The following is a 26,465-nucleotide window of genomic DNA, read 5'->3' on the forward strand; positions in this document are numbered from 1 at the left end:
GTCGTACAACGGTGGTCGTTGGGGCCCTGTGAATAGTCAGGGTCGGGGTTGCGGCCTGTGAGGGGATGGATGCGACCCGTTCGTGCCCTTTTCTCTCCTCCACAGGCGGCCGTTTCGCGAGTTTGTCCACCGTTTCGGGCGCGTGGCGTCGGGTGTCGGATGCCCGTGGTTGACTGTCCGCATGACCCGAGCAATACTCACCGAACGACCGCCCGTCGGCTCGGCCGTCGCCCCGCGGACCGCCGACGCGCCAGCGCTCTCGTCGCGCCCAGAGTCGCCACGGGAGCCGCCGACTGAGTCACTGGAAGAGTCGCCCGGGTCACGGGAGGAGTCACGAGGGTCGCGGGAGGAGTCACGAGGGTCGCGGAGGGAGCGTTTCGCGGCGGCGGTGACCGCGGTGCTGCAGAGTCACCGCCTGCTGGCTGCGGCGCAGGCGGAGCACGCGGCGCTGGTCGAGGAGGCCCGACTGGCGGGTGTGGGTCTGCACTCGCAGGACACCTTCCGCGGTGGCCCGCAGTGGTCGAGCCAGATGGTCGCAGAGCGCGAGGTCACCACTGAGCTCGCTGTCGCCCTGCATCTCAGCGAAAGCGACGCCCGCCGACTCCTGCACACCAGCGAGGGCCTCACCGGCGTGTTCAGCTCGACGATGACCGCCCTCCGATCAGGCACCATCTCCTACCGCCACGCTGAGAAGATCGTCGAATGTTCCCGAACCCTGCCCGCCGACTGCCTGCCCGCCTACGAGGCCGAACTCCTTCCCGCCGCCAAGAAGGTGTCCGTGCAGCGCCTCGAGAGGCTCGCGCGCTCAGCGGTCGAGCATGCGCAACCGGATACCGCGATCCAGCGCCACACCGACGCCGCGGCCTGCCGCCGTCTCTACCTCGAACCCGCCTCAGACGGAATGGCATACCTCTCCCTCTACCTCCCGGCGGTCGAAGCGGTCGCGATCTACAATCGCGCCACAGAACTGGGCCGGTCAGCGAAGAACTCGGGCGACCCCCGCACCCTGACCCAGTTGCGCGTGGACACCCTCACCGACCTGATGCTCAACGCCGAGACCCAGATCCCCACCGTCACCCCCGGCATCCGCGCCCGCGTCAACATCACCGTCCCCATCCTCACCCTCCTCACCACTCGAATCCGTCCGGCTGCTGCCCCGGCTGCGGCTGCGGCTGCGGCTGCCGCCGAGCCTGCGGCTGCTGCCGAGCCCGCGGTTGTCACTCCGACGGGGACTGCTGCCCCGGCTGCGGCTGCGGCTGCGGCCGAGCCTGCGGCTGTCACTCCGACGCGGACTGTCACTCCGACGCGGACTGCTGCTCTGGCCGCACCAGCTACCGAGCCTGCGGCCGCCGAAGCTGAATTCGGCCTTGAGATTGGTGGTCGCTGCGCGGGTTCCCCTGTCGGGGTCGGGTCGCAGGTAGACGAAACGTTCGCTGACCTTATCGCCGGGTGGGGTGGCGGTGGTTCAGCGGAGCTTGAGGGCTATGGGCCGATAGACCAGCACACCGCACTGCTCCTCAGCCGAACCGCCCCTTCCTTCCGGCGGGTGCTCACCGACCCCATCACCGGGGCCGCCCTGGCTTACGGGCGCGAACGGTACAAACCACCCGCCGATCTCGACGAACTGATCCGGCTGACTCACACCGAATGCACCTTCCCTCTCGACTGCCAGCCCTCCGCAACTGCCGACCTCGACCATACAATCGCTTGGACCGACGGTGGCGGCACCGACTTCGGCAATCTGAGTCCGCTGTGCACCAGCCATCACAAAGTCAAACACCACACCACCTGGAGAATCGAACAGACTCCAGACGGTTCTGTCACCTGGACTTCCCCCGCCGGTTTCGAATACCACGTCGACCCCACCCCCGTGACACACCCAACCCGATCCACACCCCGTTTCGCTGACGACCCGGCCCTGGGAGTCGCCATTCCGCCCCCGTTCTGACTGGTGGTGGTCGCACCCGATACCCGTAGCCCGGCGACCTGCCCGGTTGGGTCCTGAAGCGCGCGCTGAAACGCTGCCTGGTACGGCACGTTGAAACTCAGCGCGCTCGGGATCGTGGTTCTGGCCCGGCCTCAGCGCGCTGCGGGGGTGGGGCTGTCGAACCCGGGGCCCTGTCGCAGGCTGATCGGTGTGTGATGCAACTTCCGCGGAAGCGACCGTATGTGCAGGGGTGACCTAGGATGGCGAGATCGAAACGCTCGTAGTCAGCGGGCGACACCTTTCCTAGGGGTGACATGAACGACGAGACCAATGCCGACGTGGACAAAGACAGTGTCAAAAGCGGTCTAAACGAAGACAATGTCGATGTCAATGCCGACGAAGAAAAAGGCACTGACCGCGGCGAGAGCTCTGTCTCTGTCAATGACAGTCGCACTGCAGGTGACAGTCGCACTGCCGATGACAGTCGCACTGCCGGTGACAGTCGCGCTGCCGGTGACAGTCGCGCTGCCGGTGACAGTCGCGCTGCCGATGACAGTCGCACTGACAGTGACATGAATGCCGACCAGGCAGGTGCGCCGGGGCGGGTAGACCGGCGGGCGGTGCTGAGGCTGGCCGCATGGTCTGTCCCGGTGATCGCGGCGGGGATGGCGGGTTCCGCGGCGACGCTTGGTGCTACCGCCGCGGCAGGTACTGCGGCCAGAACTGCGTCAGGTACTGCGGCCAGAACTGCGGCCGGAACTGCGGCCAGTACTGCGACCGGAGCGGTGGCCGGAACCGGAACCGCGGCAGAAACCGCGGCCGGCACCGCGGCCGGCGTGGCAGCAAGCGACGCGGGAACGGCAGCCGCGGCATCCGGAGTCGTCACCGTCGGGGGATCGGGGTACGGCGCCATTGCCGCGAACGTGACGCGACGGGTCTACGGTCGCAACTTCTCGCAGTCGAACTACTGTTGGTATCTGCCGTCGACGCTCTCGGTGCGGAATGCGTCGTACACGATCACTCCGCTGACCTCGACCAAGGCGGCGCTGGTGCCGTCGCAGCCGTCTCCGGGGGCGACCAATCCGCTGGCGCTGTTGCGACTGGGACCGAACAACTCGCGATCCGGCAAGCAGGTGATCGTCGACGGCCTGGTGCTGACCGGCACGGTTCAGCCGAAATCCGCGGCGAACCCGCTTCGGCCGGGGCACAACTACCACGGGTTGTCGGTGTACTGGGGGCGCCGGGCGAAGATCCTCAACTCGACCTTCATCGCAGCAGAGTGGGGGGACTCGAACTCGCCGCCCGGCGAGACGTTCCAGATCATGGGATATCACGACGTCGACACGTACATCTCCACTGTGGAGGTCGACGGTCGCACGGTGGCGGGTACCCGTGTGGGCGGTTCGCCGATCGGTTTCAATGCGTCGACACGTCCGGTTGTCGAGGATTCCTATCTGCACCATTCGCTCGTGTCGTCACTGACGTTCTCTACGGCCGGGGGTACGCCGAGCATGGCCACGGCGACCAGCAGTCCGACGACGCGTCGTGTTCGTATCGAGCACAATGCGAACACGAAGATGGCGCCGGGGTTCCGGTTCACGGGCATCAACCACGAGCACGTCGTCGGAGACATCACCCACATCCTGCCGAAGATCTCGATCGACTGGTGGGAGTGGACGGCCTCGCACATGTTCTTCGGCACCTGGCTCCCGTCGGCACGGGTTCACATCACCATCGATCCCGGCGAGATCAGCGGAGGCCACCCGAACAACCAGGGGTGCCTCACGGTGGCCATTCCGCGGCTGTTCAATGGAAGAGCGAACGGGCAGCGAGTGACGGATGTGGTGGTTCAGGATGTCTCGGGTCGACGACTGCGGGCCTACATCATCACCGGGGCCCAGTCCAAGCCGATGCCGGTCGACCGCGAGACGCACTTCATCGTGAATGCGGCGTGACCATGCCGAACCGTTCGCCGGGTGAGTACCCCGCAGTGACTGCACATCACCACTTCTATCTGCCGTGGCATGAGAACGGTTCGAACGAGGCCGTCGGCGTCGCGCTCGCGCGCCAGCTCACGCACGAGAACGCGGGAGCGGAGGTCGTCACCCTGCTGCATCCGAACGAGCTATCGAACGCGCCCACCACCCCCACCGATCCGGCGCGGTACGTCGTCGGTATCGAAGGACCCGGGTGTTCCCTCATCGCCTGGGCCGCGCGTTTCGGCGCGCTGAACATCGATACCGGAGAAGTGGAGCACGCGCGGGCCGAGACGGAATGGCACAGCTGACTGGTAAAACTTTGCGGATCGCGCAAGAATTCACCCAGAAACGGGAATCCTCTCCGCCAGCATGGCGTTACAGTGACCGTACCCGTGGTGGTACCGTCTGCCGCAGGGCAGATTCGCACTCTCGAAAGGACGATTCGTGACCAACACGACTCCTGACATCACAACCTTCAGCTCCGCGCAGAGCACGCACCAGACGCAGCAGCCGTTGCATGAGCTGATGAGCCCCGAGGTCAACGTTCAGCGCATCATGCGCACGGGCACGATCTGGTTCGCCGCCGCCGTCGGCGCCGTGGCCATCGTCGCCGGCATCCTGCTCTCGTCGGGTTGGCGTCCGGCCGTGCTCTCCGCCGGTCTGGCCGTGGCGTTCTGGGTGGGGGCGGGCTTCGTTGCGATCAGCGTCGGGCTGATCGGATGGTCGGGGTGCCCCATTCTCGAAGTCGACGTGCCCACGGCCTCCCGCAACAAGTCACTCACCATGCAGCTCGGCACCATGATGTTCATCGTCGGCGGCGCCGTCACGCTGATCTCTGTGCTGCTCGGCCCGGCGGTCTAGTTCTCCGCGGATTGGCTCCCGGCGGTCTGGGTGCCGTACGTGTAGAAACCCTCGCCCGTCGCGATTCCGAGCTTGCCTTGGTCGATGTACTCCGACTTCAGGAGCGCTGCGAAGGCTTGTGACTTCGGGTCGGGGCTCGCCGCAGTGATGTTGTAGGCCGTGGTCAGACCCACGACGTCGAAGATCTGGAAGGGGCCTGCGGGCGCACCCGTGGCGAGCCGCCAGGTCTTGTCGATCGTCTCGGTGTCGGCGATCCCTTCGACGAGCAGACCGGCCGCTGCGCTCAGCAACGGAACCAGCAGCGAGTTCAGAACGTAGCCCGCCTTCTCCTTCTTCAGCTCGATCGGAACCAGTCCGCTCCCCGTCGCGAACGCGACGACCGAGGCATAGACCTCTGGGTCGGTGTCGATCGTTCCCATGACTTCAGCGGTGTTGTTCCGCCAGACCTGGTTCGCGTAATGCAGAGCCAGGAAGCGGTCGGGCCGGCCGGTGAATGCCTTGAGGTCGCTCGGCAGCAGCGTGGAGGAGTTGGTCGCGAAGATGGTTTTCGCCGGCGCCAGTTCAGCCAGCTTCGTGTAGGTGTCGCGCTTGAGCTCGAGAAGCTCGGGTACCGCCTCGATCACGAGGTCGGCGTCGGCGACCGCCTCGCCGAGGTCTGCCGTGAGGCGGATGCCGGCTGCTGCCCTGTCGGCGCGCCCGTCTGCGGCGCCCGGCATGCCGTCGGCCGTGTAGAGACCCGCGAGCTGGACGAATCGTCCGCGGGCCTTCTCCAGAATCGCGTCGTCGAGATCGTAGGAGGTGACGTCGTACCCGAAGTACGCGGCCTGGTAGGCGATCTGCGAACCGAGCACGCCGGTTCCGAGAACAGTGACCGTGGTGATGTCTGGCATGATTCTTCCTTCTTTTTTAGTCAGTCAGGCGGGGTGCGGGGTCGTGTCAGAGCCGTAGATACTGCGGATCCAGATGCCCGAGAGCACGTCGAGCACCCGGGTCTGCTCGATCGCCGGGGACTCACCGCTGAAAGCCGCCGACAGAACACGTTCGTTCATGAGGTTCAGGGCGATGGCGAGGTCGCGGGCATCCGTCGATGAGCCGGATGCCGCACCCCGCGCCCGCTCGGCCACGATGACGTCGGTGGCATATCCGACCCACGTCTGCATCGCCGTCGACCAGAGCGCGTGCACTTCCGGATTGCGCAGTCGGGCACCGATCGCGGCGGCTGATACCGCCCGATGGGCCGCGAAGACATCGACGAAGACACCGATCGAACGGCGCCACGCCGCTCGGGGCTCTCGATCGAACGTACGGGGCAGGGCAGCGACCTGGGCCTGCACCTCGGAGATCACGCGATCGAGCAGCGCGAGCAACACCTCGTCTTTCGACGTGTAGTAGAAGTAGAAGCTCGGCCGGGAGATGCCGGCGCCCAGCGCGAGGTCTTCGATCGAGATCTCGTCGAGGTTCCTCTCGGCGAGCAGACGCTCGGCCGTCGCGAGAATGGCCTCCTGGCGTTCGTCGCCGGAGAGGCGGGGAGATCGACGTCCGCGTGTGGCCATGCCTTCACTGTAACCACGAACCGGGTTGTATCAACAGTGCGTTGATTAAATCGACACTGTGTCTATAGTGGAGGCATGACAGAGCACGTCGATGTGTTGATCGTAGGAGCCGGCCTGAGCGGAATCGGGGCCGCCAGCCATCTGAAACGCCGGATGCCCGGCACCACCTTCGCGATCCTCGAGTCGCGGAGCGCCGTGGGCGGCACGTGGGACCTGTTCAGGTACCCCGGAATCCGCTCCGACTCCGATATGTACACGCTCGGCTACTCGTTCCGCCCGTGGACCGACGCGAAGGCGATCGCCGACGGTGACTCCATTCGCGAGTACATCACCGCGACCATCCACGACGAGGGCCTTCGCCCCAACATCCGACTCAACACGCGCGTGCTGAGTGCCGCGTTCTCGAGCGAGACCGCCCTCTGGACGGTCACCGCCGTGCGAACCTCCGCGGCCGAGTACGTACAGGGCGACAGTGGCGGCGGCGACGAAGAGACCCTGACCTTCACCTGTTCGTTCCTCTCGGTGTGCTCGGGGTACTACCGCTACGACGAGGGGTACACCCCCGCGCTCCCGGGAGCCGATACCTTCGAGGGCCGGATCGTGCATCCGCAGCACTGGCCCACCGACCTCGACCACGCCGACAAGCGCGTCGTGGTGATCGGCAGCGGCGCGACCGCCGTCACCCTCGTTCCGTCGCTCGCGAAGACGGCGGCCCAGGTCACGATGCTGCAGCGCTCGCCCACCTACATCGCCGCCGTGCCGTCGAAGGATCGCACAGCCGACCGATTGCGCCGCCGGCTGCCCGCGCAGCTCGCCTACAACGCCGTGCGCGCGAAGAACATCGGCTATTCGATGTTCACCTACCAGCTCAGCCGCCGTCGGCCCGAGACGATGAAGAAGCTGTTGCGAACATCCGCAGTCGCCAAGCTGCCGGCCGGCTTCGATGTCGACACCCATCTCGCGCCCTCCTACAACCCCTGGGACCAGCGTCTCTGCGCCATTCCCGACGGCGATCTCTACCGCGCCATCAGTCGCGGGAATGCCGACATGGTGACCGATGGCATCGCCGAGATCACGGCCACCGGCATCCGGCTCGACTCGGGCAAGACGCTCGATGCCGACATCATCGTGACAGCGACGGGCCTGAACCTGCTGGTCATCGGTGGAATGACGCTGAGCGTCGACGGACGGACGATCGATGTGTCGAAGAAACTCAGCTACAAGGGCATGATGCTCGCCGGGGTACCGAATTTCTCGCTGACGATCGGCTACACGAACGCTTCGTGGACGCTGAAGGCCGATCTGGTGGCCGAGTATGTGGTGCGACTGCTGAAGCACATGCACAGGCACGGCTACCAGACGGTGACTCCGGATGCCCCGGCCTCCGTTCTGCGCGGCACCCTCGTTCCGCTCATCGACCTGCAGGCCGGGTACGTGCTGCGGAACGCCGCGAGCCTGCCGCGGCAGGGGGAGAAGTCGCCCTGGCGGCTGCACCAGAACTACCTGCGTGACTTCCGGCTGTTCCGCCTGGGGCGGATCTCCGACGGCGTGCGGTTCGGGCGGCGGAGAACCTCGACACCGGAGAAGGCACGTCCGCTCGAATTGCCCGGCACTGCGTTCGTCAAGGTCGGCGGGGTACGACTGCGGTATCGCACCACCGGCAGCGGCGACCCCGTTCTGCTGTTGCACGGCATCGGCCAGAGCCTCGAAGACTGGAGTGAGCAGCACGACCGCCTCTCTGAGAACCACACCGTCTACAGCCTCGACCTCCCGGGTTTCGCCTACTCCGAGCGTCTGACGGGTACCGCAACGCTCGAGGGGCTGGCGAGCATCCTGCCCGCCTTCCTCGACGCGGTCGGCCTGACGGAGCCGCTCCCGGTGATCGGCAACTCCCTGGGCGGCGCCGTGGCGATGACGTTCGCGGTCGCGCACCCCGAGCGGGTCTCGTCGCTCGTGCTCGCCGACAGTGCGGGCTTCGGCGCGGAGGTCACCCTCGTGCTGCGGCTGCTCGCGATCAAGCCGCTCGGTGCCCTGTTGATGCGGCCGAACCCCGCGAACTCGAAGCGCACCGTCGAGTCGGTCTTCTACGACAAAACCCTGGCGACGGATGCCCGCATCCGGCACTCCTTCGCTCTGGCCCGGCGGCGGGCGCACGCGCAGACGACGCTCGATGTCGCACACGACCTCGGCACCCTTCGCGGAGTGCGCCCGGAATGGCGCACACGGTTGCTCGCCCGGGTGTCGAGACTCGACATCCCCGTGCTCGTGCTGTGGGGCGACCATGACCACGTTCTGCCGTTCAGCCAGCACAGCGCGGCGACCAAGGCCCTGCCCCACGCGTCTGCGCATGTCTTCGAGCGCACAGGCCACATGCCGCAGATCGAACGACCCGACGAGTTCCGCGATGTCGTGGAACAGTTTCTCGAGAAGGCCGCGGGAAGTGCGGGCGAATCTCATCGGAGCTGTCCCGCGTTTGGGTAGCCCCCGAACTGGGAATCGCAGACTTTATTCATCTGCATGAAACTGGTTACTGCGGCCCGATGGTGTCGCTGCGAACCCCCCGGCTCACTGAGGCGGTGGGTGAGCAGGCACCCATCGTCGAATGAAGGTCTTTCCTAGGGATCGGGCGGTGACTGCGAAGCTCCCGTGTGGGGCCGGTCGGGTTTCCGCTGGCTCCACCGGGCCGCACCGAGACGCATCCAGAAGCGCCGAGAGGTACCGCGAAGCGCCGTGACGTATCGCGACGCAGCGGTGACGTATCGAGACGCAGCGAGACGCAGCGAGACGCATCGAGACGCAGCGCGACGTTCAGTTGGCGATCGGTGCACGATCGACGAACAACGGGTCGGTCGGCGCCGTGGTGAACGCGCCAGCGATGACCAGGCCCCCGCGGCTGAGGGTCGCCACGACGAGCGGGTCGTGCGGGCCGCCCCATTCACTGTGTGGAAGCGGACGGTCTCGGGTGGGGAGGAACGCGGTGGCGCTGAAGAGCGCGGGTTCGCGTGCCGTGCCGGTGCCGGCCGGTGCCGTGGTGCCGGTGAGCGGTTTGGTGGCGGTCAGTGGTTTGGTGGCGGACGGTGCCGTAGTGCCGGTCAGCGGTGTGGTGACAGTCAGCGGTGTGGTGGTGCCGTTGATACTCAGGTCCACCGCGTCTGAGGGCAGGGCTCCGACCGCGGTACCGGTGACGGTGATCCCGAGTCCGCCGTCGACCTCTGTGGCTGTGGCTCGGAGTTGGAGCGTGACCGCTTCGGTCTGGGTGAGCACGGCCGCGGGCATCCGTGTGTTCCGCTCATTCTCAAGCGGGGGTGTTCTGCCCGGGGGCACGCGGCGCCCGGCCCCGGACTCGTAAGCGTGTGCGTAGGCGAGCAGAGCACTGTCGTCGTAGGCCCGGCCGGCGAAGGTGAGGCCCACGGGCATCCCGGTGTCGGCCATCACCCCCATCATCACCGTGACCGTCGGAACACCGAGGTGCCGCAGCACGAGGTTGCCGTTCGCGACCCACGTGCCGTTCCGCCAGGCGAGGGCAGCCGAATCGGGGTTCACGTCGGCATCGGCCGGGCCCACGTCGGCGACGGCAGGGAAGACGAGGGCATCGATGCCGAGTTCGTCGAGCCAGTCTTCGAGGTCGACTCGCCGTGTGCGTTCGAGCCCGCGGAGGCCCTCTTCGAGGAAGGGGATGTTTTCGAGCGGAGTGATTCCGTCGCGGCGGGCCCGGGTGACGTAGTCGGCGAGGTCGACGTCCGTATTGTCGACGTCGGTGTTGTCGGCGTCAGTATTGTCGGCGTCAGTGTTATCGACGTGAGCCCGGGCTGAGCTGTGACCGGGGCTGTGCATCCCGTACCGGTCTGACAGGGCACCCGTTGGCGCAGGAAAGATCAGAGCCCCGTCGACGTCGGCCAGCGCGTGGAGCTCCGGGTCTCCGTTCGCGGCGAGGAAGTCGTGCCAGCCGAGCATCGACAGCTGCCACAGCTCGCTTTCGAGGAACTGCGGAGGCACGAATCCGCGCGTCGCCAGCGTCGGCGCACCCGGCCGGTCGCCCTCGTAGTTCGAGACCATCGGCAGCCCGACCTCGACCACCTCGGCACCCAGCGCTTCGAGGGCAGACCGGGCCTCGACCCAGAGCTCGATGACGGAGGCCCTGGTCTCGATCGGCGAGAACACGGCGTCGTCGCGGTCGATGTAGAGCCGCGGGATGCCCAGCCTCCGCCCGCGCAGGGTGTCGGCGGGGGCTGCCGTTCCGAGCTGCCGGTACGATTCCGGGCGCACCGTCGACGCGGGCGGGATCGTGACGAAGGGCTGCTGGCGCCAGAAGTCGCCGCGGGAGTCGGGATCGTCGGCCACGATCACATCGAGCAGGATGAGCAGATCATCCACCGACCGGGTGTGGGGCACGACCACGTCCATCGTCGGCACGAGCGGCCAGTTGCCGCGCACGGAGATGACGCCGCGGGAGGGCGTGTACGCGACCAGGCCGTTGTTCGACGCCGGTGCCCGGCCCGACGACCAGGTCTCTTCGCCGAGGCCGAACGCGGCGAAACTCGCGGTCGTGGCGGTGCCCGATCCGTTCGAGGAACCCGAGGCGTAGGCGGCGGTGAGGTAGCCGGGGTTGTACGGGCTCTCGGCGCGGCCGTAGAGACCCCGCTGCATGCCGCCGTTCGCCATCGGCGGCATGTTCGTGAGGCCGATCAACACGGCCCCGGCCGCCCGCAGGCGTGCGATCGTGAACGCGTCATCGGTGGCGACCAGGTCGCGGAACGCGGGCGAACCGGCTGCCACGGTGAGTCCGCGCACGCAGAAACTGTCTTTGGCCGTGTACGGGATGCCGTCGAGCAGTCCCCGCACCTCACCGCGCCGGCGGCGCTCGTCGGCGGCGCGGGCTTCGTCGAACGCGTCGGGGTTCAGAACGACGAGGGAGTTCAGCGTGATACCGCTGTGGTCGAAGTGCGCGATGCGGTCGAGGTAGCGGGCGACCAGGTCGACGCTGGTCACCGCGCCGCCCGCGAGGGCTGCGACGAGGTCGGCGATGCTCGTCTCGACGACGGTGAAGGCGCGCTCCGTCATGGTCGGGTCGGCGCGGTGGGCCGGGTCGGCGGGGCCTGCCGGGTCGGCGAGGTGGGCAGGGTCGGTGCGGTGGGAAGGGTCGGCTGGATCTGCCCGGTCGGCACCGACGGCTGCTGCTGGGTGATGCAGTGGATGCCGCCGCCCCGCAGGAGAATTTCCCGGGCATCGACGGTCACGACCCGCCGCCCCGGGTACGCCTCGGCCAGAACCTCGCGGGCCCGGCCGTCTGCCCGGTCGTCGTCGTAGCCGCAGGCGATGATCCCGTCGTTGACGACGAGATGGTTGACGTAGTTCCAGTCGACGAAGCCGTGGGCGTCTTCGAGTGCAGCGGGTGCCGGCAGGTCGACGATGTGAAAGTCGCGGCCGGCCGCATCCTGCGTCGTCTGAAGGAACGCCCGCAGGTCGCGGCTCACCGCGGCATCCGGATGATCGGGGTTCTGCTGCTGGTGCAGCAGCACCGTTCCGGGGCTCGGTATGGCCGCGACCATGTCGACGTGGCCACGGGTTCCGTACTCCTCGTAGTCGCGGGTGAGCCCACGCGGCAGCCAGATCACGTGGGTGGCACCGATCGTGCGCAGGAGCTCGGCCTCGACCCGCTGTTTGTCGAGGTTCGGGTTGCGGAGCGGATCGAGCTGCACGGTCTCGGTGATGATCACCGTTCCCTCGCCGTCGACGTGGATCGCACCGCCCTCGTTCACGAGCGTCGACGGGACGGGCTCTGCGCCCGCGAGAGCTCCGACGAGCCGGGCGATCTCGCCGTCGTGGCGGTATTCGGCGTGCGGTCCGCCGCCCCAGGCGTTGAATCTCCAGTCGACCGCGCCAAGGGTGGGGGAGCTGGCGGGCGCGCTGCCGCTCGTGCTGTCGGATCCGTCGCTGCCGCCTCCGTCACCACCGTCCTCCCGGAGTACGAAGGTCGGGCCGAAGTCGCGCATCCAGAAGTCGTCGAGGGGTGCCTCGACCAGCTCGATTCCGGCCGACAGCATCCGCCTGGCCCGCCGCAGCTCGCTCGGATCGACCACCATCGTGACCGGCTCGAAGTCGGCCACCGCATGGGCGACCGCCGTCCACGCCTCGTAGGCGCCCTGCGGGTCACCGATGCTCAGCGTTCGGCACGCCCGGGGAAACGCCATCCAGATGCGGTCGTGCGGGGCGGTCTCAGCGGGCATCAGCCAGGTCATGCCCGATACCCTACCGGCGCGGGAGCACGCCGAGGCGAGCCCCAGGCCCGGCAGCGCTGCTCACGGCAGCAGGATGACCTTTCCGTTCAGTGTGTGCGACTCCGCGAGGCGCAGTGCGGCGGCAGCCTCGGTGAGCGGGAAGCGGGCAGCGATGTTGGCGGTGATGACGCCCTGTGCCAGCAGGTCGAAGACACGACCGAGATCGGCCTCCAGGTGCCGGCGAAAACGTGCGGGACGAAAGCGGTGCCCGGCCCACAGATCGTAGAAGGTCGCGCGCCGCCCGTTCTGCAGCACCGACCAGAGCGCGGCCTGCCCGATCGCCTTCACGAACGGCCAGACGAGGTTCCCCGTGCCGCTCACCTCGCCCACGATCGCGTAGGTCACCACGGTGCCGCCGGGTGCGAGCAGGTCGAAGGAGAGCCGGGTGATCGAGCCGCCGATGTTGTCGAAGACCGCATCCACCCCACCGGGGGCGAGGGCGCGAACCGTCGCGGCAAGGTCGGGATCTGCATAGTCCACCGGAGTCACGCCCGCCTCGCGGAGAGCCTCGTGGTGCCTCGGCGAGGCGGCCCCGATGACCCGCAACCCGTGGTGCAGGGCCAGCTGGATCAGGATGCCGCCCACTCCGCCGTTCGCGCCGAACAGCAGGATCGTCTGGCCGGGCTCGATCTTCGCCGCCCGGTGCAGCATCTGCCAGGCGGTGACCCCGTTCACCACCACCGTCTCGGCCTCGTCGGAGGGGACCTGGTCGGGCACGAGGATGCTGTCGCGGACCTCGACGACCGCGTGGCCCGCCCACGCCCCGGTCTTGGTCATCGTCGCGACGCGTCGGCCGATCATCCCCTCGTCGGCGCTGTCGCCCGCCGAGAGGACCCGGCCGACCAGGTCATAGCCGGGGGTGAAGGGAAAGGCGGGCTGGCCGTAGTACCGTCCCCGTCGCATCGACTGTTCGGCGAAGGAGATACCGGTCGCCTCGACCTGTACGAGCAACTGCTTCGGCCCCGGGCTCGGCACGGGTACCGAGGTGACCTCGAGCCCGTCGGGTTCGACGAGCCCGGGGAGCACGATCCGGGTGGTGTGGGTGGCGTGCGTGGCGATCATGGTGTCTTCCGTTCTGTTAGTTAGTGACTGAACAGTCACAAATGGCGGCAAAGAAAAGCGGGGTGAGGGGGAGGAAGGGGGTGAGGGGGAGGAAGGGGGTGAGGGGGGAGGGAGGGGGTCAGTCGTGCCGGATGCCGTGGTCGACCGTGCGCGCCCAGACGGTGTCGACGTCGGCGAGCCCTGCCTGCACGACCAGGTGGCAGAGCTGACCGTAGGCGAGGAAGCGCTGGATCGCGTCGTCGTCGGCTCCCGACTGCTGCGTGACGACGTGCACGACGCTGCTGATACCGCGACGGACCGCGTCGCGGATCTCGGGAACGTCGCAGGCGCTCTGCGCATGCACCTGGAGGGCGATCAGGCTGCGGTCGCGGATGAGTTCGATGTAGGCCAGAGACATCGCGTCGAGCCGGTCGGTGGGGGTCTCGCTCACGCTTCGACCGGCGCCGGCCGTGAGGGCGGCGGCAACCTGGGCGTAGCAGTCGTCGACCGCTGACACGAAGAGGCCGAGCTTGCCGTCGAACAGGCGGAAGACGTAGGCGGTCGAGACCTTCGCGGCGGCGGCCACGCTCGCCACTGGCGTCGCCTGGTAGCCCGAGCGGGAGAAGATCTCGACCGCGCGGGCCACAATGCGCAACCGCTGGTCTTCAGCGGTCGATCTGGTGCCGCGGGACTGCGTTGCCACCGGTGTCGTCGTCATGTGACTGATTGAACACTAACTAAGTGGCCATGTCAAGAGCACCCGGTCGCTGGGCGCGGTCAGGACGCGAAGCCGACCCCCGCGGCATCCATGGCCCGCAGGAGGAGATTGCGCCTGCCGCCGCGGGCGTCGGCCCGGTTCAGGGAGCGGCGGGTGAGCTCGACGAGGGGGTACGTGAGTGGTTCGGCCGGCCAGGGGATGGGTTTCGAGCGCACCATCCCGAGCTCGGTGAGTTCAGTCTGCTCGCCCGAGAGCAGGTCGATGAGTACCCGCGCCGCCCAGCGGGAGGAACCCACACCGAGCCCGGTGAAGCCCGCCGTGTACGCCACCCGGCCACCGTGAGCCGTGCCGAAGAAGGGTGCGAACCGGGTACAGGTGTCGATCGCTCCGCCCCAGCGATGGGTGAAACGGATGCCCTCCAGCTGCGGGAACGTCAGGAGGAACTGCTCCGCGAGCTTCTGGAACGTCGCCGGCCGGTCTTCGTGGGCCCGGTTCACCCGCCCGCCGTAGTGGTAGATCGCGTCGTAGCCGCCCCACAGAATGCGGTTGTCGGCCGACAGGCGGTAGTAGTGGAACTGGTTGGCGAGGTCGCCCACGCCCTGTCGCCCACTCCAGCCGATCGACGCGAGTTGCGCATCGCTCAGCGGCTCGGTCATCAACACGTAGTCGTAGACCGCGATCACGTAGGGCCGGGCCCGGGCGAGAAGCGCAGGGAAGGCGTTGGTGCCGAGGGCGACCCTCGCCGCCTCGACCGAACCGTGCGGCGTCTGCACGACCATCCGCTCGCCCTCCCTGCGGAGGGCCCGCGCCGGGGAGTGCTCGGCGATCGTCACTCCGAGCTCGAGGCAGGCCTGCTTCAGTCCCCAGACCAGCTTGGCCGGGTGCACCATCGCGGTGTCGTGACGCGACCATTCGCCGCCGAGGTAGAGCGGCGAATCGATGCTCGAGCGCATCTCGGCTGCGTCGAGCCGGGTCACCGCCGGCCCACTCTCGGTCGCGAGCCACTCCAGCTGGTGCGGTTCGGTCGCGACGGCCAACTGGCCCGTGCGCTCGAACTCGGCGTCGAGGCCGTAGCGCCGCAGGGTGTCGGCGATGCCGTCGAGGTTCTCCATGCCCAGCCGGTGCAGGGTGGGCAGCTCGGCGGCGAAGTGCAGTTCGCCGTTCGCCTCGCCGTGGGTGAGGCTGGCCTCGCAGAATCCGCCGTTGCGCCCGGAGGCACCCGAGCCGACGGTGTTCCCCTCGAGCACGACGACACGGAGGCCGGGATCGAGCTCCTTGGCCTGCAGGGCCGTCCAGAGACCGGTGTACCCGCCGCCGACGACGAGGAGATCGGCCCGGTGGGCGCCCCGCAGCGCCGGTTCGGAGGTCGGCCCTGCGGCGTCGTCCGTCCAGAACGGGCGGAGTACCGCATCCTGGATCGACTGCGCGGCGGGGCGCGTGAGGTGCGCCGTCGACCGGTTGTAGCCGGCCCCGGAAGCGCCGCCGCTCACTGCCCACGACCAGACACGAGATCAGCGAGCGAGGCGATGGGCGAGGTCGAGCTCCGGCCGCGTCGCTCGGAGCGGTCGGCCGCATGATAGGCCGCGTAGAGCGCCTGCACCGCGATGTAGCGCAGCGGCTCGGGCTCCCATTTGCGCACGCGGTGGTTGACCCAGGGCAGCTCGGTGAGCGCCGAGGGCGTCTGCAGAATGAGGTCGCGGAGCGTGCGCCCGGCGAGGTTGGTCGAGGTGACCCCGGTTCCCACGTACCCGCCGGCCCAGCCCAGCCCGGTCTCGGGATCGAGCCCCACCGTCGCCGACCAGTCGCGCGGCACCCCGAGCACTCCCGACCAGACATGCTCGATCCGGGCACCGGTCGTCGCGGGAAAGAACCGGTTCAGGATGTCGCGCAGCTGCCCGACGGTTCGGGGGTCGGTGGCGCCATCGTCGTCTGTGCCCGATCCGTAGCGGTATGGAGCACCCCGGCCGCCGATGGCGATGCGGTCGTCGGCCGTGCGCTGGGCGTACATGTAGGCGTGGGCCTGGTCGCCGAGGGTATCGTAGCCCGTCCAGCCGATGCTCTCCCAGGTCGAGGCGGGCAGCGGCTCGGTGACGATCAGCGAGGAGTTCATCGGCAGCCAGGTGCGCCTCAGGCCGCTCAGTCGAGCCGTGAAACCCTCGGTCGCCCGAATCACGGTCGACGCGGTGACGGTCGCGTTCGCGGTCACCGCTTCATGGGGGCGGATCTCCGTGACCCGGGTGTCTTCGTAGATCTCCACTCCCTGTGCCTCGACGACCCGTGCGAGCCCGGCGGCGAGCTTCGCGGGGTGGATGCGCGCGCAGTGCGGATGCCACATGGCCCCGGTCGTGCCGCGCACGTCGATGCGGGCGGTCGCCTCCGCCGCACTGAGCAGTGCCACATCCGTCATCGACCAGGTCTCGGCCTCGGCGACGGCCTCACAGAGGCGAGCCTGCTGGGCAGCGCTCGTGGCCACGGTGAACTCACCGCCCTTCGCCACGTCACAGTCGATGCCCTCGAGCGCAGCGACCCGGATGACCTCGTCGACCGTTTCGTTCATCGCCGTCTGAAGGCGCCCGACGCCCTCGCGGCCGTGTGAGCGCAGGTACGAAGCGCGCCCGCCGGTGATCTCGTTCGTCAGCCAGCCGCCGTTTCGGCCCGACGCTCCGAAGCCGGCGAAACGCTGCTCCAGCACGACCACGCGAAGCTCTGGTGCGGCCTTCTTGAGGTAGTACGCCGTCCACAGCCCCGTGTAACCCGCGCCGACGATGCAGACGTCGGCCTGCAGGGATCCGGGCAGGGGAGCGCGTGCGGGCCCTCTGCCGATGCTCCGCCACCAGAACGAGACATCGCCGTTCACCAGGTCGCGTGCCGCGCTGCTCATGAGAATATCGAGGTCATGACAGAAGACTAGTTCAGCCCTGCTCGACTTTGCGCACAGGCACCCACCCCTCCCGGGTTGGGTGCTTTTGCGCAAAGCGGGCCGCGTCGTTCGGCGGCTAGGCCCGGTCGTCGGGGTCGGGGTCGGGGTGCTTGAACCTGTAGGTGAGGAACCGGCCGTTCACGAGGAGCACGTCGGCATCGCCCCGCACGGCGGCCTCGTGCATCCCGGTCGCCGCCTGCTCGAGAACCTCCAGCTGGGCGAGCAGGGCACCGTCGGGAGTGCTGCCGTCGGCGTAGACGTGGCTGTGCGCCCAGACGGCGGGGAGCGCGAGGTAGGCCTGCAGGGTTTCGGGCAGGTAGACCGTCGCCGTGCGGAGGGCGAGCGCCTGGGCTTCGCTCCCGGCGGTCGCCTTCGGCAGGGTGTCGCTGAGCAGGGTGACGATGCGCTCCAGCGCCGCTGAGGCCTCTGTCGGAAGGCGCCCGCGCACCTTGAAGGGCAGTGCACGGAGGTCGTCGAGAGCAGTGTCTTCACCGACATGGATGCTGGACCCCGAGACCGAGATGCCCAGCGCTCGCAGAGCCTCGCCCGGGGTGATCGGCTGGTTGTCGGCCCCGACATCCTGCGACAGCTCGGCGATGCGCTGGGCGAACTCGGTGAGCCACTCCGCCAGACCGAGGGTTCGGCGGGAGACGACGATGCCGCGCACCACGCGGCTCGCGCGGGTGACGTAGCGGGGGGTCCGGGTTGGGCTGCGGCCGGGTGCTGAACTGCCATTCGGGGACGGGTCCCGGCCGAGCTCGAGGCGGTGGCTGCGGGTGCTGAGGCGGATGAGCGTGATGGAGCCTTCGCGGCCGAGCAGGCGATCGGGCAGAGTGCGCACGCGTTCCACCGTGAGGGCGGAATCGACCAGGGAGCCGGGCAGGGCAGCACGGGCGGCGGTGACGAGCCCCGACAGGAAGGCCTGCGGGTCGTCAGCCAGAAGAACGTGCTGGGCCATGGCCCGAGTTTATCGCGCGGGTATATGCTGCCGCCGTGACAGTGACAGGAATCGGCGGACTCTTCTTTCGCAGCCGCGACCCCGAGGCGCGGGCGGCCTGGTACCTCGAGCACCTCGGCATCGAGGCGGGGGGCGCCGGAGTCTGGCAGCAGGATGCCGGCGCGACCGTCTTCGCCCCCTTCGCGGCCGACAGTGACTATTTCGCCCGAGACCAGCCGTTCATGCTCAACCTCCGCGTTGCAGATCTCGATGCGGTGGTGGCGCCGCTCGAGGCGGCAGGGGTGGCCGTTGAACGCCGCGCCGAGTGGGAAGGGGAGTACGGGCGCTTCGCGCGCATCCACGACCCGGAGGGGCTGCCGATCGAGCTGTGGGAGCCGCCGGCGGATGCCGAGGGCAGCTGCTGAACCCCTACGCGGTGCAGGGCCAGGGCTGATCGGATCGGGTGCCCTCGCCGGGCACGCTCAGGCGAGTTGCTGGCGGGGGATGACCACCTGTTTGACGATGATCAGGATGGCGGCCGTGACGGGAACCGCGACCAGGGCGCCGAGAACGCCCAGCAGCGTGCCGCCGATGAGCGCGCCGATCACGACCAGGATGCCGGGCACATCCACCGCCCGGCTCATGACCTTCGGGCTGAAGTAGTAGGCCTCGACCTGCATGTAGACCAGGAAATAGACGCCGATGGCGATCGCGGTCACGGGCGAGACCGACAGGGCGATCAGCGTCACCAGCACGGCGCTCACGATCGTGCCGACGAGTGGGATGAGGGCCAGCAGGAACGCGATCACGGCGAGCACCCCGGCGAACGGCACCCCGATGATGGTCATCGCGATGAACCCGAGCACCCCGTTGGAGGCGGCGAGGATCACCTGCCCGATGGTGTATTTGCCCACCGAGGTGACGATCTGCTCGGTGATGGCCTCGAACCCACTGCGCTTCGTGGCGGGGATGAGCAGGTAGAGCGACTTCTTCGAAGCGTCGAGTGAGCCCAGGAAGAACAGGGCGAGGATGACGATGGTGATCGTGCCGAAGACCCCGCCGATGATGTTGCTGCCGACCTCCACGAGGCCGCCGCCGAGGGCCAGCAGGTTCTGCGGGTCGCTGAGGAACTGGCCGAGGGAGGCCGAGATGGCCTTCAGGTCGATGACGCCGCCGACCGAGGAGTTCAGTGCGCTGAACCAGGGCTGGCTGCCGAGGCCTTCGACAGAGGTGGGGAGTGAGGAGATGAGTGCCGCGCCCTCGGTGATGGCGACGGGAACGACGAGGAAGAGCATCCCGACCAGGATGAGCACGAAGGCCGCGAACACGATGGTGATCGCCCAGACGCGCTTGACACCTCGCCGCTCGATGGCCCGCACGACGGGGTCGAGCCCGAGCCCGATGAACAGCGCCGCCGCGAGGTAGACGAGAACGGTGGCGATCGACGAGACCGCCAGCCCGAGCAGAAGCGCCAGGAGCCCGCCGAGGGTGAGGAGGAATCCCGTTTTGACCGCGCCGGTTCTCACCGGTCAGTACACCAGCGCGGCGGGTACGAGCAGACCCGTCACGTCACCGACGAGGTGCTCGGCCCGGGGGTTCATCGAGAGCACCTCGGTCTGCGCCGCGAGTTCGGGCAGCTCGGCCCAGATCACGTTCGGGCTGGTGGTCGACCAGAAGTAGTACGTCAGGTTCGTCAGGTCGGAGGCCGAGTGCCACCAGGTCGGATAGATGCCCCCGTCGTCGTAGGGCGCACCGGCCGGAACGGCGACGTTCTGCGACACTTGCAGTACCCCGGCGACGGTCTGCTCGAGGTTCCGAGGTTCGGGCAGGTAGTGCCGAAAGTAGCTCGCCCGCACGAACCGGTCGGCCGAGGTGATGTCGCCGGGCGGCGGCAGCTCGCCGCCGAACGGTCGGTAGCGGGCCCGGTTCGCGAGCTGCTCGTCGAACGTGGGGGAGTTGGCCATCACCGTGAACTCCGCGCCGTGGTGCACAACCATCTCGCCGTTGATCGGTTCGAAGATCGCCGAGTCTCCCGAGGCATCCTCGATCGCGATGTGTGCGCCCATGTACTGGCCGCGGATGGGCGGGGCGATGATGCGGATGTCTGCCACGTGCTCGACGGCATCGGCGACGGTGTCGAAATGGTCGAGCAGATACTGCACCCACATCGCCAGGCTGACGGTCGCCCGGGCGTCTTCGGCCTCGGGCTCGACGTCGTAGAGGAAGAGCGCGTGGGCCGCCAACCCCTTCTCGTTCATTCCGTCGACCGTGCCGATCTGCCACATACTGAGCGCGACGCTCGCGTACACCGAGGTCCAGGTGGCGGCATCGGCCTGCGGACCGCCCACCCGTTCAAGACCCGCGGGGTAGAACCACAGGTCGGGCTCGTCGCTGACCGCCCAGTCCATGCTGCGGGAGGCCACCTTGGCGATCGGGTTGTCGTTCCAGAAGACGCGAGTACACATGAGCAGATCCTAGGAGTACCGAACCCCACCCGTTCGGGTGACACACCCATCCGAAACGCCGACTTCAGGGGGCCTCCGCTGGGCCTCAGTGTCGGGGAGGGGTGGCCAGGGAGCGGGCGGCGACCAGCGCACAGAGCGTGCAGGCGGCCGCGGTGGCGACCAGCAGCATCCACATCGGGGCCACCGCGGTCAGCCCGGCGAGAATTGCGGGCAGCACGAACCCGGCGTAGGTGAGGGAGTAGTACACCGCCGTCAGACCGGCGAGGTCATCCGGCGCCGCCATCGCCTGCACGGCGGTCAACCCCGACACCATCGCGAGGCCGTAGCCGACGCCGAACACCGGCGCGGCGAGGAGCACGGCCCCGAGCTGCTGCGAGGTCGCAGCCGGGATGAGCAGCAGTGCCCCGGCGGCGGTGAGCCCGGCGCCCACCAGCCCGGCACGCCCCCGGAGCGCTCCGAGGATCGGCCCCGACACGAACTGGGCTGCCCAGCCGAAGCTCAGGGTGATGACCGTGACGAGGGTGGCGAAGCCCACCGCGAACCCGGCCGTTGCGCCTCCGACGAGACTGGGCCCGACGGCGAACGACAGGGCGGGGGCGGCGAACACCCAGGGCGCGAGGGGGAGCACCACCCCGACGAACCGGGCGCGCGCGGCCTTCGGTACCCGCAGGTCGCCGAGCAGGCTCGGGCCGCCGGTCTGGCGCGCGCGGGTCTCGGTGGCCCCGAGCAGAACCGCGAACGCGACGGCGCTCGCCGCGATCTGCACGAGGTAGGGCAACACCTGGGAGAACGGCGCCCACTGCGCGAGGGCTCCGCCGACACCGGCACCGCCGCCGAATCCGATGGTCAGAACAGCGGATGCTCGCCGGGCACCCGCCTCGGCCCGGCCGCCTCTCACCGAGAGTTCCTTGATCCACGACGTACCGACCACCATGCCCGCGGCGACGCTCAGTCCGCTGACGAAGCGGCCGGCTCCGAGGCCCGCCAGCTCCTGGCCCGAGGTCGCCAGGATGGCGCTGCCCACCATCCCGAGAATGAGGCCAGCGAGCAGCACGGGTTTCCGCCCATATCGGTCGGACCACGAGCCCGACAGCGCGAACCCGGGAACGATCCCGAGTACGTAGACGGCCAGCAGGATGTTCACCTGCACCTGGCTGAACCCGTCGACCTGCCGGTAGAGCTGCAGCAGGGGGAGGAACTGATTGCCGCCCCAGCCCAGCACGATCATGGCGGGAGCGACAGCGAGCCAGTCGCGCTCGCCGCCGGCGGCCCGCGGCGCTGTTCTCACCCCATCAGCCTAGGGCAGGGCCGCGGTGGGCTCAGCCGCGTCGACGTCCCGCGCAGGGGGACTCAGGCGGGGGAGCCGCCGGCGGACACGTACGACCAGAGTTCACTGCTGACGCCGACGTGCGCGGGGGCGGGCTGGCCGGAGCGCTCGGCTTCACTTCTGTGACCGTGGCCGAAGGCGGGGGAGTTCACCCAGGCCTGGAAGGAGTCTTCGTCGCTCCACCGGGTGACGACGAGCCAGGTGGTGCGATCATCCGTCGGCTTCATCAGTTCGAAACCCTCGAAGCCGGCCTGGCCGTCGACGGCACCGGCGCGCGCGGCGAAACGGTGGGCGAGCTCGTCGCCGCTGTCGGGAGCGACGGTGATCGCGTTGATCTTGATGACGGTCACGGGGATTCATCCATTCTGCGAGACGGCGTACGCGTGGGTGTCATCATCGCATCCGTGGCTGGCATGATGCCGTCGGAGGCATGTCTAGTGTGATCGCCCCCCCCGCAGTTTACGCAGTCTCGATATTTCGGGACTTCTCGTGGTTACTTGTGTCCAGGCTCCGATTACTTCTTTGCCGACCGTTCGGGCAGCTCGTGGACGCAGGGGTATCGCGGCGCCTGAACTTCGGACATTCCCTGAAATGCTGCACTGGATTTGTAATCGCTTAGTTGATTCATACTCAGTCTAAACCAACGGGCTTTCTACCTTTGGAGCGGCGCCTTCTACGGTTCGGGGCGGCCAGTGCACATTCAATGCGAGGAGAAATCACTTTGCTGCTGTGCTCTCGTTTACCTGACTCGACAGCCGGATGCGCCGAGGCAGGGCGACCATGCTTTTCTGGTGCCCTTCATGGAACCTCGGCGATAGCGCTCGTCTTCCATTCGCAGGAAAACTGAACACGAGTTATACTCGTTTTATGTGGATCTTGCGGGCGATTGCGCTCTGCGTCGCGGCGGTCGGGGTGTGGCTTGACTTCACGGCCCCTTCCGACGCGATGGGGATTTTCTTGGTTGACGATCTAGGTCAACTCCCGCCGGGGTTCTGGCAGCCTGTGCTTGGAACTTTCCTTGTGATCCTGGCGATCTTTATCTTCTTCCAGACATTACCGAGGCTGCATGACAAGGATCGCTGAAGTAACCACTTCACGGGGCTCGATCATTCGCAGCGGATGCGAAAACACAAAACATTTGTTGACATAATGTGCATTATCAGCGCACGGGTCAGCTTCAGCCGAGGGCGAGCTGCACGGCTTTCGATCCGGTGTAGTCGCCGGGATCGCCGTCGAAGACCAGACGGTCGGGCCCGGCCTCGCCGGCGAAGACATTCACCGAGCAGGCGACGTTGATGACGTCTCGGTTCTCGAACTGGCCGGTGGGCCGATCGGTGCATTTCTCATATTCATCGGGCACGAGCAGGGTGTTGCCGGTGTCGCCGGTGGCCGAGTTGAGGGCCGAGACGCGCTGGATGGGGCTCGAGTTCTCGGAACCCTCCAGCAGCACCCACGAATAGTTCACGTAGTAGGGCGTGCCGGTTGTGCTGTCGCTCGTACCGTTCATGACCTGCACGTCGGCGAGGTCATCCGGGCTGCCCTGTCGAACGGCGCCGGAACGGATGGCGATGGTCGTGACAGCAGGCGTCTCCGACGAGTCGCTCAGTTCAACGACCGCCCACTCGCCGGCCGGCACGACCGAGCCTGCGGGAGTGAGGGCGGCGGCGTCGGGCATGTTCGTGGCCGGGGCAGGTGACGGCCCGCCGAGCGACTCCTCGCGAGCCGTCAGGCCGCTCGAGGAGCACCCGGTGAGCAGGGCGACGGCGGCGCTGGCGGCGCACGCGACACTCAGAATGCGACGGGAAGGGAGGATCTGCACCCGTCGAGACTAGCGTCGAAGCACGGCGGGCCGAGCGCGCCGAGACGGCCGACCGGCTGCCCAGGTTCCCCTGCGCAGCCGGCCGGGCCCGGGTTCTCCGGGCGCTCAGCCGATCGGCGTCGGGTTCGCGGGGTTCGGCGGCACCGGCAGAGAGCCGCGGATCTGGTTCTGCGCCTGGCACTGGCTCGTGCAATTGGTGGCTCCGGCGCTCAGTTCGATCGCGTCTTCACCGAGAACGTCGACGGCCTCGGTCGCCGCCCGGTCGCCCGAGAGCAGGGCGTCGGTGAGCGCGGGCTGCACGAAAGCCTCGGCGATGCGGTCGGCGCGGTCGGCGGCATCCTGAACCGACTCCTGCTCGGCCAGGCCCCGTGCGGCGACGAGTGCGGCGATGAGCACGGCGGCGATCACGAGAACGGATGCCACGGCCACCCAGATGACGACACGGCGCGGTGTCAGCGGCCCCGACCGGGCCGCCGTGGCAGCCTCCCGCGGGGCGACGACCGTCAGCCAGGGTACGCGCCGGGCATCGGGGGTGTCGGTCATGACTTCATCCTCCCCCGAACCGGAGTCACCGGCGGCTTCCGTCGTTCTGCTTTCTGGAATACTTCTGTGACTATGAGCATCTTCGACGAGCGCCTCAGTGTTGAGCTCCCCCGTCTTCAGACCCTCTTTGACGGCATCTACGGCGACGACAGGGCGGCCCGCGCCGAGCTGGCCGCCCTGGTGGACGACCTGCGGCGGTCGTGGGCAGAACGGTCACCGGAGCTGAGGCGGCTCGACGACGCGCACGAGGCCGACCCCGTCTGGTTCTCGTCGAACCAGATGCTCGGGGGTGTCTGCTACGTGGACCTGTACGCGGGAACACTCGAGGGCGTGCGGGCTCGCATCCCCTACTTCAGAGAACTGGGCCTGACGTACCTCCACCTGATGCCACTGTTCCTCGCCCCGGCCGAGAACTCCGACGGCGGGTACGCGGTCTCGAGCTACCGTGACATCGACCCGGCCCTCGGCACGATGCCCGGGTTCGAGGCGCTTGCAGCAGAGCTTCGCGAGAACGGCATCTCGCTCGTCGTCGACTTCGTGTTCAACCACACCTCGAATGAGCACCTCTGGGCGAAGCGGGCGCTCGCCCGCGACCCGCTCTACGAGGACTTCTACCTCATCTTTCAGGGCCGTGACATGCCCGACCGCTACGAGGCGACGGTGCGCGAGATCTTCCCTGACGATCATCCGGGCTCCTTCGTGCCGCTGCCCGACGGGCGGTGGGTCTGGGCGACCTTCCACAGCTTCCAGTGGGACCTGAACTACGAGAACCCCGCCGTCTTCCGGGCCATGGCGAACGAGCTGCTGTTCCTCGCGAACCGCGGGGTGAACATCCTGCGCATGGACGCGGTGGCGTTCATCTGGAAGAAGCTCGGTACGACGAGCGAGAACCTGCCCGAGGCGCACCTACTACTGCAGGCGTTCAACGCGGTGTGCCGCATCGGCGCGCCGTCGCTGCTGTTCAAGTCGGAGGCCATCGTGCATCCGGATGAGGTTGCCGTGTACATCCGTCCCGACGAGTGCCAGCTGAGCTACAACCCGCTGCAGATGGCGCTCATCTGGAACTCGCTCGCGACGCGGGAGGTGAACCTGCTCGCCCAGGCGCTGGAGGAGCGGCACGCTCTCCCCGCCCACACGGCGTGGGTGAACTATGTGCGCAGCCACGACGACATCGGGTGGACGTTCTCCGACGACGACGCCCGGGTGTTCGGAATCGACGGGTTCGAACACCGCCGGTTCCTGAATGCGTTCTACGTCGACCGCTACCCCGGCAGCTTCGCGCGCGGGGTTCCGTTCCAGGACAATCCGCGCACCGGTGACTGCCGCATCTCCGGAACGACGGCCTCGCTCGCCGGACTGGAAGCGGGCGACCCCGGGGCAGTGAACCGGATCGTGCTGGCTCATTCGATCATCCTGAGCACCGGCGGCATCCCGCTCATCTACCTGGGCGACGAGGTCGGCCAGCTCAACGACTACGCCTCCCTGGAGCTGCCCGGGCACGCCGGCGACAGCCGCTGGGTCGGGCGCCCGGCCTACCCCGCCGCGCGCTACCTCGAGCGAACGGATGCGACGACCGAGGCGGGTGCGCTGTACGCCCGTTTTCGACAGCTCATCGAGACGCGCAAGCGCACCACCGAGTTCGCGGGCGGGCACCTCGTCGCGTTCCACACGCACAATCCGCACGTGCTCGGTTACCAGCGGGGCGCTGTGCTCGTGCTGGCGAACTTCTCGGAGCATCCCGAGGCTCTGGATGCGGAACGGTTCGGCGCCCTCCCGACCTCCCGGGTCGACCTCGTCACGAACCTCCTCGTCGACCTCTCCCCCGGTCTCACCCTCGGGCCCCACGAGTTCGTGTGGCTGGGGCCCTCCCCTGCCTTCGCTCCCTCTTCTGCTCCCGCCCTGTAGCCGCGCCGCACAGTGAACATGGCGTGTCTGTGCTGCCGGTCAGGAGACCCAGGGGTGACGCAGAGTTCAGCGAACGAGTGGTGATCGACCCGCGACAGCACCGACGGATCTGCCGAGGCTCGCGCAAGCTCGGAGATGACGTTCGTGTCCAGGATGATCATTTATCACATACAGCGAACCGCTGTGGCTCCG

At 68.0% G+C, this 26,465-nt stretch carries 23 protein-coding genes and 1 pseudogene; 9 read left to right on the forward strand and 15 right to left on the reverse strand.

All coding sequences use genetic code 11. The features are described from left to right. Nucleotides 1-181 precede the first annotated feature (181 nt). The 5 genes from B7R24_RS07190 (at nucleotide 182) to B7R24_RS07210 (ending at nucleotide 4,767) form a co-directional block, all read left to right on the forward strand. The gene (locus B7R24_RS07190) at nucleotides 182-1,948 is read left to right on the forward strand and encodes an HNH endonuclease signature motif containing protein (RefSeq protein WP_116418277.1); all 1,767 of its coding nucleotides are present in this window, start codon (nucleotides 182-184) and stop codon (nucleotides 1,946-1,948) included. A 363-nt stretch (nucleotides 1,949-2,311) separates the two neighbouring features. Beyond that, nucleotides 2,312-2,503 (forward strand): hypothetical protein, encoded by a 192-nt coding sequence (locus B7R24_RS17765; RefSeq protein ID WP_147303992.1) that lies wholly within the window; start codon nucleotides 2,312-2,314, stop codon nucleotides 2,501-2,503. After that, complete coding sequence (locus B7R24_RS07200; protein ID WP_116418279.1) at nucleotides 2,500-3,882, forward strand: hypothetical protein; 1,383 nt, start codon at nucleotides 2,500-2,502, stop codon at nucleotides 3,880-3,882. Before B7R24_RS17765 ends, B7R24_RS07200 begins: the two co-directional genes overlap by 4 nt. A 35-nt stretch (nucleotides 3,883-3,917) precedes the next feature. After that, the gene (locus tag B7R24_RS07205; RefSeq protein WP_147303993.1) at nucleotides 3,918-4,214 is read left to right on the forward strand and encodes a hypothetical protein; all 297 of its coding nucleotides are present in this window, start codon (nucleotides 3,918-3,920) and stop codon (nucleotides 4,212-4,214) included. 136 nt (nucleotides 4,215-4,350) lie between these two features. After that, on the forward strand, nucleotides 4,351-4,767 hold the full coding sequence (locus tag B7R24_RS07210) for a hypothetical protein (RefSeq protein ID WP_116418281.1): 417 nt from the start codon (nucleotides 4,351-4,353) through the stop codon (nucleotides 4,765-4,767). Here B7R24_RS07210 and B7R24_RS07215 read toward each other — a convergent pair. Together B7R24_RS07215 and B7R24_RS07220 are read right to left on the reverse strand one after the other, a co-directional pair. Beyond that, nucleotides 4,764-5,657: a 3-hydroxyacyl-CoA dehydrogenase gene (locus tag B7R24_RS07215; protein WP_116418282.1), complete on the reverse strand. Its 894-nt coding sequence runs from the start codon at nucleotides 5,655-5,657 to the stop codon at nucleotides 4,764-4,766. The two genes, B7R24_RS07210 and B7R24_RS07215, sit on opposite strands and share 4 nt — an antisense overlap. Nucleotides 5,658-5,681: 24 nt before the next feature. Next, nucleotides 5,682-6,320 (reverse strand): TetR/AcrR family transcriptional regulator, encoded by a 639-nt coding sequence (locus B7R24_RS07220; protein ID WP_116418283.1) that lies wholly within the window; start codon nucleotides 6,318-6,320, stop codon nucleotides 5,682-5,684. Between the two features lie 75 nt (nucleotides 6,321-6,395). Between B7R24_RS07220 and B7R24_RS18060 the strand changes: the two genes are divergently transcribed. After that, nucleotides 6,396-8,801: an alpha/beta fold hydrolase gene (locus B7R24_RS18060; protein WP_253259319.1), complete on the forward strand. Its 2,406-nt coding sequence runs from the start codon at nucleotides 6,396-6,398 to the stop codon at nucleotides 8,799-8,801. An 816-nt stretch (nucleotides 8,802-9,617) separates the two neighbouring features. On the opposite strand, the pseudogene B7R24_RS07230 reads toward B7R24_RS18060, so the two are convergent. From B7R24_RS07230 to B7R24_RS07260, 7 genes and pseudogenes are all read right to left on the reverse strand, one after another. Then, nucleotides 9,618-11,381 (reverse strand): annotated as a pseudogene (locus B7R24_RS07230) (amidase); the annotation flags it as partial. Then, nucleotides 11,378-12,559, reverse strand: a complete 1,182-nt coding sequence (locus B7R24_RS07235; protein ID WP_116418285.1) for an agmatine deiminase family protein — start codon at nucleotides 12,557-12,559, stop codon at nucleotides 11,378-11,380. The gene B7R24_RS07235 and the pseudogene B7R24_RS07230, both read right to left, overlap by 4 nt. A 60-nt stretch (nucleotides 12,560-12,619) precedes the next feature. Continuing rightward, the gene (locus tag B7R24_RS07240) at nucleotides 12,620-13,660 is read right to left on the reverse strand and encodes a zinc-binding dehydrogenase (protein ID WP_116418286.1); all 1,041 of its coding nucleotides are present in this window, start codon (nucleotides 13,658-13,660) and stop codon (nucleotides 12,620-12,622) included. 118 nt (nucleotides 13,661-13,778) lie between these two features. Then, entirely contained in the window at nucleotides 13,779-14,357 is a 579-nt protein-coding gene (locus B7R24_RS07245; RefSeq protein WP_116418287.1) for a TetR/AcrR family transcriptional regulator, read from the reverse strand. Between the two features lie 59 nt (nucleotides 14,358-14,416). Then, nucleotides 14,417-15,847: an NAD(P)/FAD-dependent oxidoreductase gene (locus tag B7R24_RS07250; RefSeq protein WP_116418288.1), complete on the reverse strand. Its 1,431-nt coding sequence runs from the start codon at nucleotides 15,845-15,847 to the stop codon at nucleotides 14,417-14,419. Further along, complete coding sequence (locus tag B7R24_RS07255) at nucleotides 15,844-17,238, reverse strand: NAD(P)/FAD-dependent oxidoreductase (RefSeq protein WP_253259320.1); 1,395 nt, start codon at nucleotides 17,236-17,238, stop codon at nucleotides 15,844-15,846. Before B7R24_RS07255 ends, B7R24_RS07250 begins: the two co-directional genes overlap by 4 nt. A 115-nt stretch (nucleotides 17,239-17,353) precedes the next feature. Then, nucleotides 17,354-18,235, reverse strand: coding sequence for a hypothetical protein (locus B7R24_RS07260; RefSeq protein ID WP_116418289.1), 882 nt, complete (start codon nucleotides 18,233-18,235; stop codon nucleotides 17,354-17,356). A 35-nt stretch (nucleotides 18,236-18,270) separates the two neighbouring features. Here B7R24_RS07260 and B7R24_RS07265 point away from each other — a divergent pair, with 35 nt between their 5' ends. Then, nucleotides 18,271-18,639, forward strand: coding sequence for a VOC family protein (locus B7R24_RS07265; RefSeq protein ID WP_116418290.1), 369 nt, complete (start codon nucleotides 18,271-18,273; stop codon nucleotides 18,637-18,639). 57 nt (nucleotides 18,640-18,696) lie between these two features. Here B7R24_RS07265 and B7R24_RS07270 read toward each other — a convergent pair whose 3' ends face one another. The 4 genes from B7R24_RS07270 to B7R24_RS07285 all read right to left on the reverse strand — a co-directional run bounded on the left by B7R24_RS07270 (nucleotide 18,697) and on the right by B7R24_RS07285 (nucleotide 22,356). Further along, nucleotides 18,697-19,740, reverse strand: coding sequence for an AI-2E family transporter (locus B7R24_RS07270; RefSeq protein ID WP_116418291.1), 1,044 nt, complete (start codon nucleotides 19,738-19,740; stop codon nucleotides 18,697-18,699). A gap of 3 nt (nucleotides 19,741-19,743) precedes the next feature. Further along, entirely contained in the window at nucleotides 19,744-20,679 is a 936-nt protein-coding gene (locus B7R24_RS07275; protein WP_116418292.1) for a linear amide C-N hydrolase, read from the reverse strand. A gap of 85 nt (nucleotides 20,680-20,764) precedes the next feature. Beyond that, nucleotides 20,765-21,967 carry an MFS transporter gene (locus tag B7R24_RS07280; protein WP_116418293.1) on the reverse strand — a complete coding sequence of 401 codons (1,203 nt, stop codon included), beginning with the start codon at nucleotides 21,965-21,967 and terminating at the stop codon, nucleotides 20,765-20,767. 62 nt (nucleotides 21,968-22,029) lie between these two features. Then, complete coding sequence (locus tag B7R24_RS07285; RefSeq protein WP_116418294.1) at nucleotides 22,030-22,356, reverse strand: antibiotic biosynthesis monooxygenase family protein; 327 nt, start codon at nucleotides 22,354-22,356, stop codon at nucleotides 22,030-22,032. Nucleotides 22,357-22,873: 517 nt separating this feature from the next. On the opposite strand from B7R24_RS07285, the gene B7R24_RS07290 reads away from it, so the two are divergent. Next, nucleotides 22,874-23,089, forward strand: a complete 216-nt coding sequence (locus tag B7R24_RS07290; RefSeq protein ID WP_116418295.1) for a hypothetical protein — start codon at nucleotides 22,874-22,876, stop codon at nucleotides 23,087-23,089. A gap of 94 nt (nucleotides 23,090-23,183) precedes the next feature. Here B7R24_RS07290 and B7R24_RS07295 read toward each other — a convergent pair whose 3' ends face one another. Together B7R24_RS07295 and B7R24_RS07300 are read right to left on the reverse strand one after the other, a co-directional pair. Continuing rightward, on the reverse strand, nucleotides 23,184-23,825 hold the full coding sequence (locus B7R24_RS07295) for a hypothetical protein (protein ID WP_116418296.1): 642 nt from the start codon (nucleotides 23,823-23,825) through the stop codon (nucleotides 23,184-23,186). Between the two features lie 105 nt (nucleotides 23,826-23,930). After that, nucleotides 23,931-24,368 carry a hypothetical protein gene (locus B7R24_RS07300; RefSeq protein WP_116418297.1) on the reverse strand — a complete coding sequence of 146 codons (438 nt, stop codon included), beginning with the start codon at nucleotides 24,366-24,368 and terminating at the stop codon, nucleotides 23,931-23,933. 72 nt (nucleotides 24,369-24,440) lie between these two features. Here B7R24_RS07300 and B7R24_RS07305 point away from each other — a divergent pair, with 72 nt between their 5' ends. Continuing rightward, nucleotides 24,441-26,273: an amylosucrase gene (locus tag B7R24_RS07305; protein WP_116418298.1), complete on the forward strand. Its 1,833-nt coding sequence runs from the start codon at nucleotides 24,441-24,443 to the stop codon at nucleotides 26,271-26,273. Nucleotides 26,274-26,465: the final 192 nt, after the last annotated feature.

The sequence above is a fragment of the Subtercola boreus genome, assembly GCF_003399645.1.
In the GTDB taxonomy this organism is placed as follows: domain Bacteria; phylum Actinomycetota; class Actinomycetes; order Actinomycetales; family Microbacteriaceae; genus Subtercola; species Subtercola boreus_A.

Coding starts and splice junctions, on each gene's coding strand:
- B7R24_RS07190 (WP_116418277.1), top strand. CDS start 182: ATGACCCGAGCAATACTCACCGAACGACCGCCCGTCGGCTCGGCCGTC.
- B7R24_RS17765 (WP_147303992.1), top strand. CDS start 2,312: ATGTCAATGCCGACGAAGAAAAAGGCACTGACCGCGGCGAGAGCTCTG.
- B7R24_RS07200 (WP_116418279.1), top strand. CDS start 2,500: ATGAATGCCGACCAGGCAGGTGCGCCGGGGCGGGTAGACCGGCGGGCG.
- B7R24_RS07215 (WP_116418282.1), bottom strand. CDS start 5,657: ATGCCAGACATCACCACGGTCACTGTTCTCGGAACCGGCGTGCTCGGT.
- B7R24_RS07220 (WP_116418283.1), bottom strand. CDS start 6,320: ATGGCCACACGCGGACGTCGATCTCCCCGCCTCTCCGGCGACGAACGC.
- B7R24_RS18060 (WP_253259319.1), top strand. CDS start 6,396: ATGACAGAGCACGTCGATGTGTTGATCGTAGGAGCCGGCCTGAGCGGA.
- B7R24_RS07235 (WP_116418285.1), bottom strand. CDS start 12,559: ATGACCTGGCTGATGCCCGCTGAGACCGCCCCGCACGACCGCATCTGG.
- B7R24_RS07240 (WP_116418286.1), bottom strand. CDS start 13,660: ATGATCGCCACGCACGCCACCCACACCACCCGGATCGTGCTCCCCGGG.
- B7R24_RS07245 (WP_116418287.1), bottom strand. CDS start 14,357: ATGACGACGACACCGGTGGCAACGCAGTCCCGCGGCACCAGATCGACC.
- B7R24_RS07255 (WP_253259320.1), bottom strand. CDS start 17,238: ATGAGCAGCGCGGCACGCGACCTGGTGAACGGCGATGTCTCGTTCTGG.
- B7R24_RS07260 (WP_116418289.1), bottom strand. CDS start 18,235: ATGGCCCAGCACGTTCTTCTGGCTGACGACCCGCAGGCCTTCCTGTCG.
- B7R24_RS07275 (WP_116418292.1), bottom strand. CDS start 20,679: ATGTGTACTCGCGTCTTCTGGAACGACAACCCGATCGCCAAGGTGGCC.
- B7R24_RS07290 (WP_116418295.1), top strand. CDS start 22,874: ATGTGGATCTTGCGGGCGATTGCGCTCTGCGTCGCGGCGGTCGGGGTG.
- B7R24_RS07300 (WP_116418297.1), bottom strand. CDS start 24,368: ATGACCGACACCCCCGATGCCCGGCGCGTACCCTGGCTGACGGTCGTC.
- B7R24_RS07305 (WP_116418298.1), top strand. CDS start 24,441: ATGAGCATCTTCGACGAGCGCCTCAGTGTTGAGCTCCCCCGTCTTCAG.